A 16,916-nucleotide genomic window follows, 5' to 3' on the forward strand; every position below is an offset into this window, starting at 1 on the left:
CGGTGCGCCCAGGATTTATTCATTGATGCAATAGTTCGGTGAGCTTTTATTCCTCGCGCTGCACAATAGGTACCATACCGGTCTCGGGGTCTGCCGTGCGCGAAAGACGCGAGGTACGTGAAGCCCGCACCGCATCGGCCGTGAAAATCACCAGCGCCACCCAAATGATGCTCAGCCCCAGCCATTTCTCGGCGCCAATATGGTCTTTCAGCACGAACACCGCCAAGAAAAACTGGATGCTCGGCCCCACATACTGCACCATCCCGATCACCGTCAGCGGCAAGCGTTTAGCCGCCGCCGCAAACGCTATGAGCGGCACCGCCGTCACCACCCCCGTGGAGGCCAACAGCAAAAACCGCCCCGGCGTGGTGAACATTGTGGACTGCCCCGTACCCTGCACCCACACCAGCGCCAGCAGGGCAACAGGAATGAGCAGCAGCGTCTCCAGGGACAACGAAACCACCGGCGCAACCGTGCCGCCAACCCGGCTTTTAAGAAGCCCATAAATGCCGAAACTAAACGCCAGGCCCAACCCGATGAACGGCACCTGCCCATACACGACGCTCATGATCAGCACGGCCACCGCCGAGAGTCCCACAGCCACCCACTGCGCCACCCGCAGCCGCTCCTTCAGGAAAATCACGCCCAAACTCACCGACACCAGCGGGTTAATGAAATACCCCAGGGAGGCATCAATCGTGCGCCCCGTGGTGGTGGCAAGCACGTAAATAAACCAGTTCACCCCAATCAGCAGGGACGCTGCAAACAGCACGAGCGTGGCCCGCCTATTCCTCAGCACCTCAACGAACCCGCCGGTCAGCTTCAGCATCGGTAGCAGTGCCGCGCAGAAAATCAGGGAGAAAACCACGCGTGAGGCCACAATTTCAACGGGGGAGGCATCCGCCATGAGATTGAAATACAGCGGCAGCATACCCCACATCAGGTAGGTAATGATCGCGTAGAAAAGTCCGGTGCGCATATGTGATGGGGCGCGGTTATCTGCTGCCAATGCGGCTCCTTATCTACAGTGGGACAGTGGGGTGGTTGTGCGGTTACAGCCCTGCGGTGAAGCATGATGCGGCCCGCGGGACACGTTTTCCACTATACCTATCACCGGGTACCCGTACCACGCCTGCTGTGAGCATATTATGCGGCGTGGCTCTGTATCGTGAGCGCCCCTCCCCAGATATGTGGCAGCCGCTGGGCCGTAAACTGCGGGTCCGCTGGCGGCGTCAAGGTGGCAGGGGGATAGACGCCAGCGGGTTCGCAGCAAAAAATACGCCGCCTTGCGGGTGTGCAAGGCGGCGTACCGCGTATTGTTTCCGCGCCGCAATAACCGGCGGTTACGGAATTTAGAGCCCGAAGAACCGCGAGAAGAAGCCCTTCTTCTTGCCCTCTTCGTCGGTTTTGTGCTCCTGCTGTACCGGCTCGGGGTACTCCGGTTCGTGCTCCTCCGGCTCGACGTGTTCAGGCTCGGTATGTTCAGGTTCTAGAGGCTCGGGCAGCTCCTCCGGCTCCTGCTCGGGGTGCTCCAGCTCTTCCTCCGGTACGTGGATCAGCTCTTCATCAATGCTGATTTCGGTATGCTCCTCTTGCACCTCAACAACCTCGGTGACGCCGGTGTGAACCTCGTCTTCGTGCACCTGAAGATCCACGGTCTCAGCCTCGTAAGCATCCTCGGCCTCCCCATCGCGGTACGCCCCTGCGGGTAGGGTGGAGGTGGTCACGGTGCCGTGCTCGGAATCTTCGCGCGGGTCCTGATCGAAGGGTGCCTCGGTATCCGGGTACAGGTGCTCGGTGGTCGAGACGCCCGTAACCTTCTCACGCTCAGCCTTGGCCTGTTCACGCTCAGCTTTCTCCCGCTCAGCCTTGGCTTTCTGAGCCGCTTCACGTTCGGCTTTCTGGGCTGCCATCTTCTCGCGTTCTGCGCGTTCAGCCTGTTCACGTTCTACCTTGGCGCGTTCTGCCGCGCGTTCAGCTTCGGCCCGCTCCTGCTGTTCGGCCCGTTCAGCCTCAGCACGGGCAGCAGCCTTCTGCGCGGCCTGCTGCTCACGTTCAGCGTTTTGCTGCTGGGCCTCGGCGGCAGCCACTTTCTCAAGGCTTTCGCGTGCTTGTGCCAGCGCAGCGCGATGCTCAGCCGCCTGGGACAAACATTTCGCCAGCACCTCCGGGCCCACCTGGGGTTTGGCTTCTTCAATGCCGCTCATGCGGCCCTCATCAAACCATAGGCGCAATGCCCCGTCGGTGAGAGTCAGTACAGCGGTTGCCTCGGTATCCCAAGCGATGTGGAAACCGCGCTGTTTCGCGTATGAATCGACTGCAAGAACCTGATTAACAATATTCTCACCCTGCAGGGTTTGAGCGATAACGCGGCCCACACGTTTCATGGTTGGCTCCGGCAGCACCAGCTCATCCCCGTCAAGCAGGGTCCAGGCGCGCACCCCGGCACCAGCGGGTAGGGGGTAGTGCGCGTAGAGGCCGGTCACAGTCTTTGACGCTAGGGTCAGGCGTCGCGCCAGCGAATCAGAAAGCGGAATTTCGTCGGTGCTTAGCTCTGTCAGGGACTTTTTCTCGCCGGCTTCTCGTGCCTGCACCGCAGCAGAGACCACAGCGTCCGGGAAATACCCCAACTGCTGCCACGACCACACCCAGGTTCCCCGGTTTTCAGATTCGGTACCCAGCAGGTAAGGTCGAAGTGAGACCGGGGGAGTGGTCTCAAAACTTAACGACTGAGCCGTAAAATCAACATCCCATTGCGCCGCTCCCACCAGTTCGGCCACACGAGCCTGGTACTCGGTCGAGATAAAGATTGACGCGTCGATCAGTTCCTGCAGAGAATTTGTCATGTACTTAAGGTTAGCAACCTTTCGCACTAAATAAGCACCTCAAAACCGTTATTTCGCTTCGTGAATTTAGAAATATTCTTGATAACCCAGCGTTTTTACCCGCATCTGTGCACCTTGAGAGCGAAATCGTCGCATATCCGGTTGTTATTTTCGCTAAAATGGGTGGAGATAGGACGCCGCGCTCAACTCATACACTCGGCACTAGCTCACCACCGCCTAAGAGGAACAAAGAAAACGAACGTATGCTACAGATTCAATCAACTCAACCTGCACGCCGAGCAGTCAGAGTGCAGGAGGCCCTGAACAACATCGGCAGCTGGCTGCTTGATGTGGTGCGTGCAGAACCCGGCTGGAACGAGCTGATTCTGGACATTAAACCGCTCGCCGAACAGACGTTCGTGCGTGTGCGCGAGTTCCGTGACGACCAAGAGTTCATCGGAACGATCGGGCCTCTTAAGGAAGACTCTCCCGTCATTGAGGAGATCCGTAAGCTGCAGCAGGCAGCCTACGACGATGTGCGCGGTACTTTCTTCACCGCCTCAATCGTGGTTGCCGCCATGAACTGGCCCAACCCGCAGTTCAGCGTTGGGGCATCCTACAAACGCGATATTGAGCCCGAAAGCTGGAAAGGTGAAGGCGGGCTGACGGCGGTAGACGTGCGTGAGCACCTGCGCCAATTCCCGCGCGCCCGCAAGTTCGTGCCCGAATGGGCCTACGAGCGTCTGGGTGGCCGCGCCGACCGCAAAGACCTTGAAGAGTTCACGCGGGAAGGCAAAGAAGAGCACGAGGTGCCAAACAGTTACCTTGTGCACGCCCTTGACGTTTTCAAGAATGATGTTCGCGAAGAGACACTCATTAACGTGGTGCGAACCCTTGTGGGCGGGGACGTGCTGGTCGATGCTACCGGCTCCACCGTTGTGCCCCAGGGGCAGCTTGAAATCGGCCCCGAATCCCAGCTGCGTTACCAGGTGATTCGCCACGACCAGAATACTCAGGCGCTGAGCGTCTTCTCATCCTCGGAGTACATTCTGGGCAGCCCCGGCTACGATAAATCCCGTGAAGGCGATGAGCTGATCCTGCGTGAGCCCGCAATGAAGATCCTCATGGACTTCCTCAGTAACGAGGACCTGGACCTGATCGTGATCGACCCCGGCAGCGACCACGAGTGCTACATTGAGCGCGCCCAGGTGGAGTGGGTTGTGGGCGCTCCCCGTAACGACGGGGCGAAGATGGCGCTGATGAACGATAATATGCAGCAGCTTCTCGGCTCCCTGGTGGCCCCGAACTCAATGCTTCTGGTGGCTGTTGACCCGAACGACCCGATGAGCCGGCCCTTCTACGCCCCGGACGAGAACGGCAAACCAAAGAGTATGCTGGTGTTCACCTCGCCCATTGAGGTGGCCGCAATCGACCCGAAGATTACGGTGCGCGCAGCCCACGCCCTGGAAGTGCTCAAGTTCGCCATCTCGGACGGTGCGAAGAGCGTGCAGATCAACCTGTTTAACCCCAGCACCACGCTGAGCCTGAAACAGATCCGTGAGCTCCTGGACATCACCCAGGAACAGGAGAACATGCAGAAAGAGGCAATGAGCGAGGCAGCGGTAAACATATAGCCAAATATTTGCCTCTGCAAAATATAAGCGTGCCCGCTACCGAACTCCGGTGGCGGGCACGAATCTTTACTCCTATTTGGTTTCGTTGGGATGGTGCGTGTGTACCGCGACTATATAGACCGATTGATCCTCAACGTAGTACCATATTCTGGCGCTGCCGCCCAAGGTTGGCTTATATTGCCATAAGGTGTGAGCAGCACCTTGATGCACAATAGTGGCTTCCTTACCTTTCAAAGGGTAGCTTCGTTGAGTATGTTTCAGTGGCGTTTGAGTGAGAAAATCCCACGCATCAACCATAGGGTTTCGCAAGGTGGCAACGAGGTCACGCCATTTTTTGGAGGCATCATGAGTCCCGAAAAAGAGCTCATACTCATATTTCTTTGTAGGCCGTGGGACTCTGGATTTCTTAGCCATTAGGGGCGCTCCACCCGGATAGGCTCATTAAGCCAGTCAATGGGGTCCTGGAACAAGCCATGTTTGCGTGCGTAGGCACTTTCTTTCCAGCTCTCAATTTCAGTCAGGAAGAAATCGATAGACCCGCCGGTTAGCGCGTCTCGTGCGCTATTAACGATGTCTTGGGCGCACTGGGCCTTGTCTTCAGCGGCAAGAAAATATATCCACGGAAAAACATCAACCAAATTATCTTCCAGCGACCCCGCAGAACGGGTAGTGGCAGCAAGAATTTGCGCGGCGTACTCGGAAAGTATGTGCCGTTTATGCTCTTCTTGCTCCGTCATGAGTACATAATTCTCCCCATCACGACGCACGACACGAACCGGATGCTGCGACGCCAACATAAATGCAGCTTTGGAATTACGGCTCAAGTCAGAGGAGGTAACTTCCTGATAAGACATCAGAGAGTGGATGTGGTTCTTCGTCGTCATATACCAACCGTAGCAGAACAACAGAATCTTTTCATGAAAAGTTCAGAACTTTTTCATATGTAGGTTTTGCTGGTTTTAAAAGGCTCAGGGCCGGTGACCCCACCTCACAGAAAGTCACCGGCCCCGAGCTACGGCCACACGTAACCTACAGGAGGTTACGCTGCCGCGCCGCACGAACTAGGCGCAGCGGCGGCCGCCACGGCCTCGCGTACGCGAGAACCGAGTTCAGGGTGCACGTTATCCCAGTACGTGAAGGCGCGCTCACGAATCTCATCGGAGCGAACGGCGCCCACATGGCCAGCGATATTGCTGACCAGACGCTCACGCTGAGCATCATCCATGGTCACCTCGTACAGGGTGCGTGCCTGGCTGAAGTCATCATCTTCAGCCCGCAGGGTGTAAGCAGTGCGCACCAGGGAGCCATCAGACTCCCAGTTACCTTCGCCAGCGCGCGCCGCATCGGCATGCGGGCCGCCCAGGCTGTTCGGTGCGTAAGTCGGAACGGACGGGTCGTTAAAGTTATAGCGCATCGACCCGTCGTGTGAGTAGTTGTTCACCGGCGCTGCGTGGGGTGCGTTCACCGGCAGCTGCGCGAAGTTAGTGCCGATGCGGTAGCGATGCGCATCCGGGTAGGAGAAGATACGTCCGAGCAGCATCTTATCGGGCGAAGCCGCGATACCGGGCACAAAATTCGAGGGGGAGAAGGCTGCCTGCTCGATTTCGGCGAAGAAATTCTGCGGGTTACGATCCAGCACCATGCGGCCCACCTTGATCAGCGGGTAATCCGAGTGCGGCCACACCTTCGTCAGATCGAAGGGGTTAATACGGTAGGTCTTCGCCTCCTCGTAGGGCATAATCTGCACATAGAGCGTCCAGGCGGGGTAGTCGCCACGCTCGATAGCCTCGCGCAGGTCGCGGCGGTGGAAGTCAGCATCCTTACCCGCCATCTCATCGGCCTGAGCCTGAGTGAAGAACTCGTTGCCCTGCTCGGTCTTGAAATGGTACTTGACCCAGAAGCGTTCGCCTTCGGCGTTAATCCACTGGTAGGTGTGAGAGCCGAAGCCGTCCATGTGGCGCAGGGTGCGGGGCAGGCCGCGGTCGCCCATCAGCCAGGTGACCTGGTGCGCCGTTGCGGGGTTCAGGCTCCAGAAATCCCACTGCATATCGTGATCGCGCAGACCCGAACCGGGCATACGTTTCTGCGAGTGGATAAAGTCGGGGAACTTAATGGCATCACGAATGAAGAAGATAGGGGTGTTGTTGCCTACCAGGTCGTAGTTGCCTTCGGTGGTGTAGAATTTCACCGCGAAACCGCGGGGGTCACGCCAAGTATCGGGGGAGCCGGACTCGCCCGCCACGGTCGAGAAACGAATCAGCAGCTCGGTTTTAACGCCCGGCTGAAAGAGTGCCGCACGGGTGTACTGCGAAACGTCTTCAGTGGTTTCAAAGTAGCCGTATGCGCCGGTTCCCTTCGCGTGCACCACACGCTCGGGCACACGCTCACGGTTGAACTGGGCGAGCTTTTCAACGGCATAAGCATCGTGCAGAACGATGGGACCATCAGCCCCAATGGTGAGGGAATGGTCATCTGAAGCCACCGGCGTGCCGGTGCTTGTGGTCGTAAAAGATCCGGGGTGAATGGGGTTATTCGTCATGTCTCTTCCCTAACTCTGACGTATCGCGCGGTGTGGTGCACGCAACCGTGCGCTGTTTGGTGATGCGGTGCCGCATGAGCCAGTGGGTATCGGCACTTTAGAAGGTGTTGCCGGTGCGCCGCTGCAGCCGTGTGAGGACTGAGCGGGTGGGCCGCCACGGCACCTTTAGCGGCTGATGCTCTCTGCTGCTTGTTTCTGTGCCGCAGCAAGGTATGTTTCTTCTTCGGTTTGGCAGTCGGCGCAGATGCCCTGGTAGAGCACATCTGCGCTAATGAGCGCCATGCCGTGGAAGTCGCTGGGTGTCAGGCAAGGTGCTGAGCCGATGGCGCAGTCTACGTCCTGAACTTTTCCGCAGCGAATGCAGAAAGCGTGATGGTGGTTATCACCCGTGCGGGTTTCGTACAGTCCGGGGGTCCCGGGCGGTTCGAACTTGCGCAGCAGGTCTATGTCAGTGAGGTCTGTGAGGATGACGTACACCGACTGTACGGTAATGGAGGGGAGCTCCTGCCGTACAGCGGTGACAATTTCTTCCGCGTTGGAGTGCGGATGTGACTGAACCGCGCGGAGTACAGCGAGGCGCTGCTTAGTCACCCTACGTCCTTTGGAACGCAGACTAGCCGACCAGACTTCCTCTAGAAGCTGCGGCGTAGTATCTGCGTCTGCCGGGAGCGGGCCGGTGTGGGCGCATCCTCGGGGTGCACGCTCGGCTCTAGGGGCCCCGTTCGTGGCTACGGTTTCGGTCATGACCACCACTTTACATTTAATCTGAGTATTTCACAATTGGTAATCTGAATTTTTCATAATAAATTGATGAAAATGCGTAATGCGCTGTCGCTAAAAACCGTGTCATGGCGCCTTAAGAGGGGTATGTAGTTCCATGACCGGTGATTTATCTCTCATGCAGCGGTGGATGTGTGCATGCAAAACACCCCGCTCTGGGCGAAGTCTCCCACGCGCCAGCCGCGCACCCCGTATCCTAAGAAAAAACACGTTCACCCTAACACCCCGCTGCACACACCAGCATGGGAAGTTGAAACGGGGAAGGAAAAATGCACAAACACTACAACGGCCTCAAAACCGCCCTGCTCATGGGGACTATGGTGGGGCTCCTTATGCTTATTGGCGCGGTTATCTCGGCGTACACCCGCAGCATGCTCTTCATCTGGCTTTTCGGGCTCATCGGGCTCGGCTCGGTAGCCTACACCTACTGGAACTCCGATAAACTTGCCCTGCGTTCCATGAACGCCTACCCGGTCAGTCGAGAGGAAGTGCCTGTACTCTACGACATTGTGGAAGAGCTCTCCTCCCGCGCGAACCAGCCTATGCCCCGCCTGTACGTGGCACCCACCCAAACCCCTAATGCGTTTGCTACCGGCCGTAACCCGCAAAACGCCGCCGTATGCTGCACCGAAGGTATCCTGCAGCTGCTTGATGAGCGAGAGATGCGCGGGGTTTTGGGACATGAGCTGATGCACGTGTATAACCGGGACATCCTCACCAGCTCTATCGCCGCGGGTATTTCTACTATTATCGGCACCATCGCTAACGTGGTAAGTTTCGGGGCTATGTTTGGCGGCGGTAACCGTCACGAACGCGGTAACCCGCTCGGGGCTCTTGCGATCGCTGTGCTCGCGCCGCTGGCCTCCGCCGTTATTCAAATGGCTATTAGCCGCACCCGCGAGTATGACGCTGATGAAGACGGCGCCGCGCTCACCAACGACCCGCTGGCGCTCGCCTCGGCGCTCAATAAGCTTGAATCCGGGGTGTCGCTGTACCCTATGGATCCCGATAACCCGCGTACCGCCACCACCTCCTCCATGATGATCGCCAACCCCTTCGGCAACCTAAATATTGGGAAGTTCTTCTCAACCCACCCGCCGATGGATCAGCGTATCGCTCGTTTGCAGCAGATGGCGCGCGATAACGGGCAGTACAACTAGACCTGCCGCCCCAGTGCCCGGTTGGAGTGACCAACTGGCTCAGGTTTAGGGCAGTATACGCGGCGGGGTGGGTACCGAAATGTTCCGGTACCCACCCCGCCGTGCGTGTGTTGTGTGTGCGTGTCTTAGCGGTAGTTTACGAACTGCAGATCCACCTCAAGGTCTGCCGCCTTGAGCATCGCAATAACATCCTGCAGATCATCACGTGATTTGGACGAAACACGCAGTTCGTCCCCCTGAATCGTTGCTTTAACACCCTTGGGGCCTTCGTCGCGGATAAGCTTGGAAATCTTCTTTGCCTGATCCTGGGCAATACCTTCCTTAATGGCGCACTCAATGCGGGTCTCCTTACCCGAAGCATAAGGCTTGCCATCGTCCAAAGACTTGAGCGAGATGCCGCGCTTGACGAGCTTCGACTGGAAGACGTCTAGAACTGCCAGTGCCCGCTCCTCGGTATTGGCTTTAATCAGGATTTTCTCGCCCGAAAAGTCGATCTCTGCGCCCACATTGCGAAAATCGTAGCGCTGTGAGACCTCTTTCTGCGCCTGGTGCAGGGCGTTAGCAACCTCCTGCTTATCAACCTTTGAGACGATGTCGAATGAAGACTCGCTTGCCATTGGTTTTCTGTTCCTTTCGGTTGGTAACGGGGTGCGGCGCGCCAGCGCGCACCTGGTACACATCTAGCCTACCCGCTCTGAGGCGCCGTTCACAGCGAACTATCAGGTTCGCTCGAATATTTCTCAGCTTGTTCCAACATTGGCCGCTCAGAATGGAGATATGACGACTAACTACTACCAGACACACGATATTACTAATAACAATCCAAATGACCTGGAAACCCTGCTTTTCTTGGACATTTATAGTTCTCTTGACCTTGACCCGGCCGATATTCCCGATGCCGAGAAGGTCGAGGCCACAACGGCTGTTGAAGCTGGTGACGAGCAGGAAACCGATGAGGACTTCTCCCCATTTGAGGGCATTGGGGTGACGCTCACTGACCCGAACATTGTGGCTCGGTTCAACGGCGTCCGCCGCGATCTGCTGCGGGAGATTCGGGGCGGGATGTGCACCGTCGAACAGGCTCAGCGGTACCTTGAGCACCTCGAAATCACGCTGCTGCTTGAACAAGACGGCGAATAGAAAAAGTAGCGTTCCTCACAAATAAGGGTGTTGATTTCACACAGTTGCTATACATGCTGTAGACTTTTATCTGTTCGCCTGACGAACGTCTAACAATCATAAATATGATGGTTAGCTTGGCAGATTACCCGAGCGGCCAAAGGGGGCTGACTGTAAATCAGCTGGCACAGCCTACGGGGGTTCGAATCCCTCATCTGCCACAAATAACCCGGTTACTGCGGTAGCCGGGTTTTTTTGTACCCGTTCACTACCTGCCCGAAACAGCAGGGCGATACCGCCAATAAGCATGGTGCGGGTTGCGTTCAGCACCCCCAAACCCGTTTTCATGTTGTTAACCGCATAAAATATGACGACAATACGACATGAAACCAACACATTCTTTAGTCTGTGAGTGAAATATTCGCGCTAAGCGCCCGTAAGGTGTAGCGTTATCTGCATGGCAACTATCGAAATTACCCAGCAGAACCTCCTGCCCACCGTCCAGGAGAACGACATCGTCTTCCTCGACTTCTGGGCTGACTGGTGCGGTCCTTGCAAGCAGTTCTCGCCTGTCTACGAGGCTGCCTCCGAGAAATACAGCGACATTACCTTCGGTAAGGTAGACACCGAAGACCAGGGTCAGCTCGCGCAGGACGCTGGTATTACCTCCATCCCCACTATTATGGGGTTCCGTGAGGGCATCCTCGTATACTCACAGCCGGGTGCGCTCAACGAGTCACAGTTCGAGCAGGTGATCTCATCCATCCGAGAGCTCGACATGGATAAGGTTCACGCAGAGGTAGCCGCCGCAGAAAAGGCAGAATCCTAAGCTTAGCGCAAACGTGCGCATATGATGCAGGGGCCGGTACCGTACAGGTGCCGGCCCTATACGTGCACCTCCGCCCTGAGGAACCCCGCCGAACCCGGTACGTATACGGTCTTATAGGTCGCGGTAATCCCGCACCGGCGTGCGCGGGCCGTGTCTCGGCTCGGTAGCGCCCGCAGCCAGAATCAGCCGCACCACCCGCTGGCGGTGCCCCGCGTACGGGGCTAAAAGCCTGAGCATATCAGCATCATCACCCCGCTTCCCACGCAGGGCATACCCCACATGGTGCGCCAAATGGTAGTCGCCTACGCTCACCGCATCCGGGTGGCCCACCTGAATCTGAAGCACCTGGGTTACGGTCCACGGGCCCACCCCGTGCAGCGACCCCAAGGCGGAGGCAAAATGAGCCACCGGGCCCGCAGCGGCAAGACGGTGCAGAGAATCGGCGGCGCGGGCGTAGGCGCGCACCGCGTTATAACGTGCCGCATCAACCCCCACCCGGTGCCACCCCCAATCCGGGATCGCCCCAAGTGTGCGGGCCGTTGGGTGCACACGCATCCCCGCAGGCTGATCACGGTACCCCGACTCCACGGCGGGTTCCCCATAGCGTATGAGCACGTCACGCTGCGTCTGGAACGCCTCCTTCAGGGTGACGCGCTGCTCAATAATGGCTGCAAAAACGTGACGGTCCAGCTGGTCCGAGGCGCTAAGCCGCAGCCCCGGATGTTCCCGATGCGCCCTGCGTAAGCTGCGCGGCAGGCTCGCGTACCCTGCCGAAGCGGTAAACGACTCCCAAGAATCACCCAAACCCAGCCACGCTGGGCAGCTTCGCACCAGCGCCTCCACATCGGCCCGCGCCTGCGGCTCTTCAAGAAACATTTCGGGCGATAGCCGCGCCCACGCCCGCACTAGGATGGGACGCATCAGCAGGCGGTGAAGGGCTGGCAGGGCGGGCTCGGGGGTGTCATCTGCCGCCCGAGAAAAACGTAGGGTGACCGGGAGCATCAGCTGCGGGGTGCGGGCGGTAACCCACACCATTTCGGCCCCCGGCTCCCGGGCGGTTATCCGATATGCGGCATCTGCGGCACCCCGCTGCAATACCCCCAGTGTCTGGCCCATATGCACCGGAACCTGCGGGCGGATCATCGCCTGCACCCCGATCGTCGCCTCCTGCGTGATTGCGCTGGTGCGAGTGGGCAGCGGCGTCAGCTCAACCTCTGGTAGCGCCATGAGCGGTGTCGGAAGATTCGGGGGCATACACACATGCTACCGCAGCCTCGTGCCCCACATACCGCCGCCTGAGCTTGTCGCCGTGGTGCTGACCATAGGAAATGTGCACCACCGTATCAGCTGTTACACCGGGGGATAAGATACCCTTATGAGGTAGATATTCATGATGCGGATGCCCCGTGCACGGTGCGGGTGCATCCTTATCAATGCGCCGCTACAGGACACCGTAGACAAACAGGCTGACAGGGGAACAACATGGCCGCAGGGGCATCCGGTACAGAGGATACGCCGAACACTCAATCCAATACTGGTAAAGCACCCGACACCACCACCGAAAATACTGCGCCCGAAACCGGCGCGCCCGCACACTCCGCCGAGACAGAACCAAGAAAAAACATCGGTACGCGCCTGCGTGAAAAACAGGGTACCCTGCTGGCGGGGCTGCTTGCGGTGTGCATTTTCATGCTGTACAACTACTACTCCTCACAGCAGCTGCTGCACTGGATCACCCCCTCCTGGGATTTAGCGATTTTTACCCAAATGGCCCAGGCGTACTCGCGGTTTGAAATGCCGATCGTGCCCATTAAAGGCCCCGACTTTAACCTGTGGGGTGACCATTTTCACCCCATTCTCATGCTCCTGGGGCCGGTGTACGCCTTCTTCCCCTCACCCATGACCCTGCTGGTGGTGCAGAACGGTATGGTGGCCCTTAGCGTGTACCTGACGGTGCGGTTTGCTCAGCGCGCGCTTGGCGGGCTCAACGGGCACGTTGTGGGAGTGCTCCTGGGCGCAGCATTCGGGCTGAGCTACGGGGTGCAGCAGGCGGTCGCCGCCCAGTTTCACGAGGTGGCGTTCGCCCTGCCGTTCCTAAGCCTCTCGCTGGGACACCTGGTACTTGCTGGCACGCAGCAGAACCCGCAGCGCGCATCACATATTACACACGCCTGCTGGTGGGCGGCCCCGTTGGCGTTCGTTAAAGAAGATATGGGCGTTACCGCAGCCATGATCGGTGCAATCGCGCTCATCCGCTCCGGCTGGCTGCGTGAAGCGGCGAACACACTGTTCCCGCACGCCAGCAAGGATGTACCCGCATTTTGGCCGCGCCTGCGTGAGGTTTTTTCCGGGTGGACAAAATCGCGTGGGGCAGCCGAAGCCACCTTGCTGATGGTGTGGGGCCTTTTCTGGTCGTACACCTCAATGAACCTGATACTGCCGATTTTTAACGTCAACCACCAGTTCGACTACGCCGACAAAGTGGACCTTTTCGGTGCCCTCAAGAACCCGCTGAACGCGCTTCAACTGCTGTTCACCCCCGATGAAAAAGCCCAAAGCCTCTGGCTTCTGCTCATGGTGGGCGCCTTCCTGTGGGTGGTCAGCCCCCTGGCGGCCGTGGCGCTGCCCACCATCGCCTGGCGGATGCTTTCAAGTAACTCGTCGTACTGGCTGAGCACCTGGCACTACTCGCTGGTACTCATGCCGATCGTGTTCATGGCGCTACTGGACGTGCTGGTGCGGGTGCACGAGCACCGTCGCCGGGTTGCCGCCTCAGCACACGATAAAGCCGCTGCGGATCAGAACACCGCCTACCAGAAGCCTGAGCAGCAGAACACGGCGGGGAGCGACTGGGCGAAACCATACCGAAACGCCACGCAGGCAATTATCCTCAAAACCCCGCTGTGGCTGGTGCCTCTTCTGGCTCTGGTGTTCACTGTCGCACCGATTCTTACCGCCCAGCCCACCCAGCCGCTGGCGCAGCTGACCGACCCGGTGTTCACCACCACCGATCAAACCAGTACCGAGGTGAACAAGCGCCGTGCCGTTGATGCGGTGCCCATCGGTGCGAGCGTGGCCACCGACCTGTCGATTATTACCGAGCTGATTCCCGGACGCACTGTCTACTGGATTGGGCATCACGGCGAACCGGCCCCCGACTATGTGGTGATTGACCGCGCCGGTACCGCCTGGGGCGGTAAGCCCCCGACCAATGCGGCGCAGTACGCCGCCGACCGGTACGGGCACCCCTATGAGGTAGCTGAACGTGTGGGCACCATCGATATTGTGCGCCGCACCGACAAATAGCCTCCGTAAAATCCATGAGCCCTGCCTCTGATGCGCCCCACCGCCTGCTTCGGCAGCTGGTGGGGTGCACCTGTATCAGCTAACACTTGCCCCCCATGCCTGCCGCTGCGGTGCGGGCCAGCGTGAGGCGGCATGAGGCGGAGTAAGCGAAAGTAATGTGCAGGCTAACCCCAACCGGTTCCCGGGTGCGGTACACTAGATGACGTACGGGTACCCCAAGAGGTCTTGTGCGCCCAAAAAGAGCCGGTTCGCCAGCTCGCACGGGAGGGCGCCGCACTCCGAATCAATTCTTCACCGCCCACCGGCGGACGCCACGTTTTCACCGTGCGTGGCGATGTTGCGTGTTTACGAGAAATTCAAGGCCTGAAAATCCCAGCAGCAACCATCCCATCGCACCACCGCATAGGCAATCCGCTCTGCGCGCCACGGCCCCGTCGGGCTGTGCAAGATGGGAGTACGTTTTCCGCAGGGACACGTGGAACAGGGGAACCCCGCCCGGTGCCGAAAAGCGCGCACCGTACGAACCCCTAAAACAATTGAGGAAAAATTGACTGAGAATATCTCTGCCGATCAGGCAGACAACGCAACGTATACTGCCAATACCTCCGCCGCTGAACAGGAAACTGCGGCGCATACTGAGACTACACAGGCCGCCACAAAGCAGAACGACGCCGCGCACCCCGAACAGGGAACCGTTGAAGAAACCCACGTCGCCGCGGCAGCTACAGCCCCCGAAACCGCCGCAGAAAAAGGCGAGGAGAACGGCATTAAATTCACCGACCTGGGGCTAGACCCCCGAGTGCTCTCTGCACTCGAAGAAGTCGGCTACGAGAAACCTTCCCCCATCCAGGAACAGACCATCCCGCTGCTGCTGGACGGCAACGATGTGGTGGGTCTGGCACAGACCGGTACCGGCAAAACCGCAGCCTTCGCACTGCCCGCGCTCTCCCGCATGGCAGAACTCGCCGACATTAACGGCGTCTCCCGAGACACCCAGGTGCTCGTACTCGCCCCCACCCGCGAGCTCGCTCTGCAGGTTGCTGAGGCCTTCTCCTCCTACGCAACCCACATGGAAGACTTCACCGTGCTTCCCATCTACGGCGGCTCACCCTACGGGCCCCAGCTTGCCGGGCTGCGCCGCGGCGCACAGGTAGTCGTCGGCACCCCAGGGCGCGTGATCGACCACCTCAACAAAGGCTCGCTCGACCTCTCAAACCTGCAGTACCTGGTACTGGATGAGGCCGACGAAATGCTGCGCATGGGCTTCGCCGAAGACGTAGAAACCATTCTCGAAGGCACCCCGGACGCCAAACAGGTGGCGCTCTTCTCAGCCACCATGCCCACCTCGATCCGCAAAATCGCCCAGCAATACCTCAACGACCCCACCGAGGTGCGCGTCAAAACCAAGACCACCACCGGGGCGAACATCCGCCAGCGCTACATGCAGGTCACCCACTCCCACAAACTTGACGCCATGACCCGCGTGCTCGAAGTCGAAAACTACGACGGCATTATCGTCTTCGTACGCACCAAAAAAGAAACCGAAGAAGTCGCCGACAAGCTCAAGGCACGCGGCTTCCAAGCCGCAGCCATTAACGGCGACATCCCCCAGCAGCTGCGTGAACGCACCGTTGATGCGCTGCGCGACGGGCGCATCGACATTCTCGTAGCGACCGACGTTGCCGCCCGCGGGCTGGATGTTGAACGTATCTCCCTCGTGGTGAACTACGATATTCCGCACGACACCGAATCCTACGTGCACCGCATCGGGCGTACCGGCCGCGCCGGGCGTGACGGCGAAGCGATCCTCTTCGTCACCCCGCGCGAGAGGTACATGCTGCGGCAGATTGAAAAAGCAACCCGCCAAAAGGTTGAGCCGATGCGCATGCCCACCGCCCAAGACGTGAACGCGAACCGCAAACAGCGCTTCGCCGAGCAGATCACCACCACCATCGAAACCGAAGATTTGGACTTCTTCCGCCAGATCATTCAAGACTACGAGAACGAGCACGACATTACCGCCGAAGACATTGCGGCGGCACTGGCTGTTATCGCACAGCAGGGGCGGGCCTTCTTCCTCGACGAAGACGAGGATATTGCGCACGCCTCCCGCCCCTTCGCCGACGACGGAGACCGCCCCCGCAAGAACAAGGGCAAGAAACAGTTCAATAACGAGGGCATGGTCGACTACAAGCTGAATGTGGGCCGCTCCGCACGGGTGAGCGCCTCCGCGATTGTGGGTGCGCTCGCAAACGAGGGCGGCATTAAGGGCTCACAGATCGGTTCGATTGATATTCGCCAGCACTTCACAATTGTGGGGCTGCCGCAGGATCTGCCGCGTGATTTCTTTGAGCGTCTGCGCGACACCAAAATCGCCGGTGAGTTCATTAATATCCGCAAGGATAACGGCCCCAGGGGAGGCGGCTCCCGTGGCGGGCGCGGCGGTTTCCGCAATGACCGTGGCGGGTATGAGCGCCGCGGCGGTGGTTACCGTGAGGGCCGCAACAGCCGGGATGACCGTCGTGGCGGCCGCGGCGGGTACAAGGGCGGTGGGCACGGCGGTAAACGCTACTAGCCTGCTGCTGATGCCCCACCCGGCGTAGCGGCTCAGTGCAGCGGCTCGGCGGCGGCCCGCCTCCTTCAGCGGGGAGGCGGGAGCACGCGCCGGGGTGGGGTATCCGAACCCCCGCATACGTGGTGCAGAACACTCACCCTGCATTTGTC

15 protein-coding genes and 1 tRNA gene are annotated in these 16,916 nt (G+C 59.0%); 7 read left to right on the forward strand and 9 right to left on the reverse strand.

Features of this window, described 5'->3' with window-relative positions; genetic code table 11:
* Positions 1–46: 46 nt before the first annotated feature.
* A complete protein-coding gene (rarD, locus tag I6I94_RS08635; RefSeq protein ID WP_236588848.1) occupies positions 47–1,009 on the reverse strand; it encodes an EamA family transporter RarD in 963 nt (320 codons plus the stop codon).
* A gap of 343 nt (positions 1,010–1,352) precedes the next feature.
* A complete protein-coding gene (locus tag I6I94_RS08640; RefSeq protein ID WP_128088088.1) occupies positions 1,353–2,846 on the reverse strand; it encodes a DUF6882 domain-containing protein in 1,494 nt (497 codons plus the stop codon).
* A 242-nt stretch (positions 2,847–3,088) separates the two neighbouring features.
* Here I6I94_RS08640 and I6I94_RS08645 point away from each other — a divergent pair, with 242 nt between their 5' ends.
* On the forward strand, positions 3,089–4,459 hold the full coding sequence (locus I6I94_RS08645; RefSeq protein ID WP_023133151.1) for an SseB family protein: 1,371 nt from the start codon (positions 3,089–3,091) through the stop codon (positions 4,457–4,459).
* Positions 4,460–4,531: 72 nt separating this feature from the next.
* Here the strand turns inward: I6I94_RS08645 and I6I94_RS08650 are convergent, their stop codons facing one another.
* The 4 genes from I6I94_RS08650 to I6I94_RS08665 all read right to left on the reverse strand — a co-directional run bounded on the left by I6I94_RS08650 (position 4,532) and on the right by I6I94_RS08665 (position 7,742).
* A complete protein-coding gene (locus I6I94_RS08650) occupies positions 4,532–4,873 on the reverse strand; it encodes a hypothetical protein (RefSeq protein ID WP_126854763.1) in 342 nt (113 codons plus the stop codon).
* Positions 4,873–5,343, reverse strand: coding sequence for a prevent-host-death protein (locus I6I94_RS08655; protein ID WP_201620619.1), 471 nt, complete (start codon positions 5,341–5,343; stop codon positions 4,873–4,875). Before I6I94_RS08655 ends, I6I94_RS08650 begins: the two co-directional genes overlap by 1 nt.
* A gap of 155 nt (positions 5,344–5,498) precedes the next feature.
* Complete coding sequence (locus I6I94_RS08660) at positions 5,499–6,998, reverse strand: catalase (protein ID WP_006887753.1); 1,500 nt, start codon at positions 6,996–6,998, stop codon at positions 5,499–5,501.
* 165 nt (positions 6,999–7,163) lie between these two features.
* Positions 7,164–7,742: a Fur family transcriptional regulator gene (locus tag I6I94_RS08665; protein ID WP_128088086.1), complete on the reverse strand. Its 579-nt coding sequence runs from the start codon at positions 7,740–7,742 to the stop codon at positions 7,164–7,166.
* 305 nt (positions 7,743–8,047) lie between these two features.
* On the opposite strand from I6I94_RS08665, the gene htpX reads away from it, so the two are divergent.
* Positions 8,048–8,938, forward strand: coding sequence for a zinc metalloprotease HtpX (gene htpX / locus I6I94_RS08670; RefSeq protein WP_023133154.1), 891 nt, complete (start codon positions 8,048–8,050; stop codon positions 8,936–8,938).
* Positions 8,939–9,063: 125 nt separating this feature from the next.
* Here the strand turns inward: htpX and I6I94_RS08675 are convergent, their stop codons facing one another.
* Positions 9,064–9,555, reverse strand: coding sequence for a YajQ family cyclic di-GMP-binding protein (locus I6I94_RS08675; protein WP_023133155.1), 492 nt, complete (start codon positions 9,553–9,555; stop codon positions 9,064–9,066).
* 160 nt (positions 9,556–9,715) lie between these two features.
* Between I6I94_RS08675 and I6I94_RS08680 the strand changes: the two genes are divergently transcribed.
* Together I6I94_RS08680 and I6I94_RS08685 are read left to right on the forward strand one after the other, a co-directional pair.
* Positions 9,716–10,078 (forward strand): hypothetical protein, encoded by a 363-nt coding sequence (locus I6I94_RS08680; RefSeq protein WP_128088085.1) that lies wholly within the window; start codon positions 9,716–9,718, stop codon positions 10,076–10,078.
* Between the two features lie 118 nt (positions 10,079–10,196).
* Positions 10,197–10,278 (forward strand) — tRNA-Tyr (locus I6I94_RS08685).
* Here the strand turns inward: I6I94_RS08685 and I6I94_RS08690 are convergent.
* The gene (locus I6I94_RS08690) at positions 10,250–10,405 is read right to left on the reverse strand and encodes a hypothetical protein (RefSeq protein WP_172425700.1); all 156 of its coding nucleotides are present in this window, start codon (positions 10,403–10,405) and stop codon (positions 10,250–10,252) included. The two genes, I6I94_RS08685 and I6I94_RS08690, sit on opposite strands and share 29 nt — an antisense overlap.
* Before the next feature lie 109 nt (positions 10,406–10,514).
* On the opposite strand from I6I94_RS08690, the gene I6I94_RS08695 reads away from it, so the two are divergent.
* Complete coding sequence (locus I6I94_RS08695) at positions 10,515–10,886, forward strand: thioredoxin family protein (protein ID WP_006887715.1); 372 nt, start codon at positions 10,515–10,517, stop codon at positions 10,884–10,886.
* 111 nt (positions 10,887–10,997) lie between these two features.
* Here I6I94_RS08695 and I6I94_RS08700 read toward each other — a convergent pair whose 3' ends face one another.
* Entirely contained in the window at positions 10,998–12,140 is a 1,143-nt protein-coding gene (locus I6I94_RS08700; protein ID WP_236588850.1) for a DNA-3-methyladenine glycosylase family protein, read from the reverse strand.
* Between the two features lie 228 nt (positions 12,141–12,368).
* Between I6I94_RS08700 and I6I94_RS08705 the strand changes: the two genes are divergently transcribed.
* Both I6I94_RS08705 and I6I94_RS08710 read left to right on the forward strand, forming a co-directional pair.
* Entirely contained in the window at positions 12,369–14,192 is a 1,824-nt protein-coding gene (locus tag I6I94_RS08705) for a DUF2079 domain-containing protein (protein ID WP_201620620.1), read from the forward strand.
* 448 nt (positions 14,193–14,640) lie between these two features.
* A complete protein-coding gene (locus I6I94_RS08710; RefSeq protein WP_236588852.1) occupies positions 14,641–16,767 on the forward strand; it encodes a DEAD/DEAH box helicase in 2,127 nt (708 codons plus the stop codon).
* The last annotated feature ends 149 nt before the right edge of the window (positions 16,768–16,916 follow it).

It is taken from the genome of Rothia aeria (genome assembly GCF_016726365.1).
Taxonomy (GTDB): Bacteria; Actinomycetota; Actinomycetes; order Actinomycetales; family Micrococcaceae; genus Rothia; species Rothia aeria.

Coding starts and splice junctions, on each gene's coding strand:
- htpX (WP_023133154.1), top strand. CDS start 8,048: ATGCACAAACACTACAACGGCCTCAAAACCGCCCTGCTCATGGGGACT.
- I6I94_RS08645 (WP_023133151.1), top strand. CDS start 3,089: ATGCTACAGATTCAATCAACTCAACCTGCACGCCGAGCAGTCAGAGTG.
- I6I94_RS08675 (WP_023133155.1), bottom strand. CDS start 9,555: ATGGCAAGCGAGTCTTCATTCGACATCGTCTCAAAGGTTGATAAGCAG.
- I6I94_RS08710 (WP_236588852.1), top strand. CDS start 14,641: ATGGGAGTACGTTTTCCGCAGGGACACGTGGAACAGGGGAACCCCGCC.
- I6I94_RS08700 (WP_236588850.1), bottom strand. CDS start 12,140: ATGCCCCCGAATCTTCCGACACCGCTCATGGCGCTACCAGAGGTTGAG.
- I6I94_RS08695 (WP_006887715.1), top strand. CDS start 10,515: ATGGCAACTATCGAAATTACCCAGCAGAACCTCCTGCCCACCGTCCAG.
- I6I94_RS08650 (WP_126854763.1), bottom strand. CDS start 4,873: ATGGCTAAGAAATCCAGAGTCCCACGGCCTACAAAGAAATATGAGTAT.
- I6I94_RS08705 (WP_201620620.1), top strand. CDS start 12,369: ATGGCCGCAGGGGCATCCGGTACAGAGGATACGCCGAACACTCAATCC.
- I6I94_RS08690 (WP_172425700.1), bottom strand. CDS start 10,405: ATGAAAACGGGTTTGGGGGTGCTGAACGCAACCCGCACCATGCTTATT.
- I6I94_RS08660 (WP_006887753.1), bottom strand. CDS start 6,998: ATGACGAATAACCCCATTCACCCCGGATCTTTTACGACCACAAGCACC.
- I6I94_RS08640 (WP_128088088.1), bottom strand. CDS start 2,846: ATGACAAATTCTCTGCAGGAACTGATCGACGCGTCAATCTTTATCTCG.
- I6I94_RS08655 (WP_201620619.1), bottom strand. CDS start 5,343: ATGACGACGAAGAACCACATCCACTCTCTGATGTCTTATCAGGAAGTT.
- I6I94_RS08680 (WP_128088085.1), top strand. CDS start 9,716: ATGACGACTAACTACTACCAGACACACGATATTACTAATAACAATCCA.
- I6I94_RS08665 (WP_128088086.1), bottom strand. CDS start 7,742: ATGACCGAAACCGTAGCCACGAACGGGGCCCCTAGAGCCGAGCGTGCA.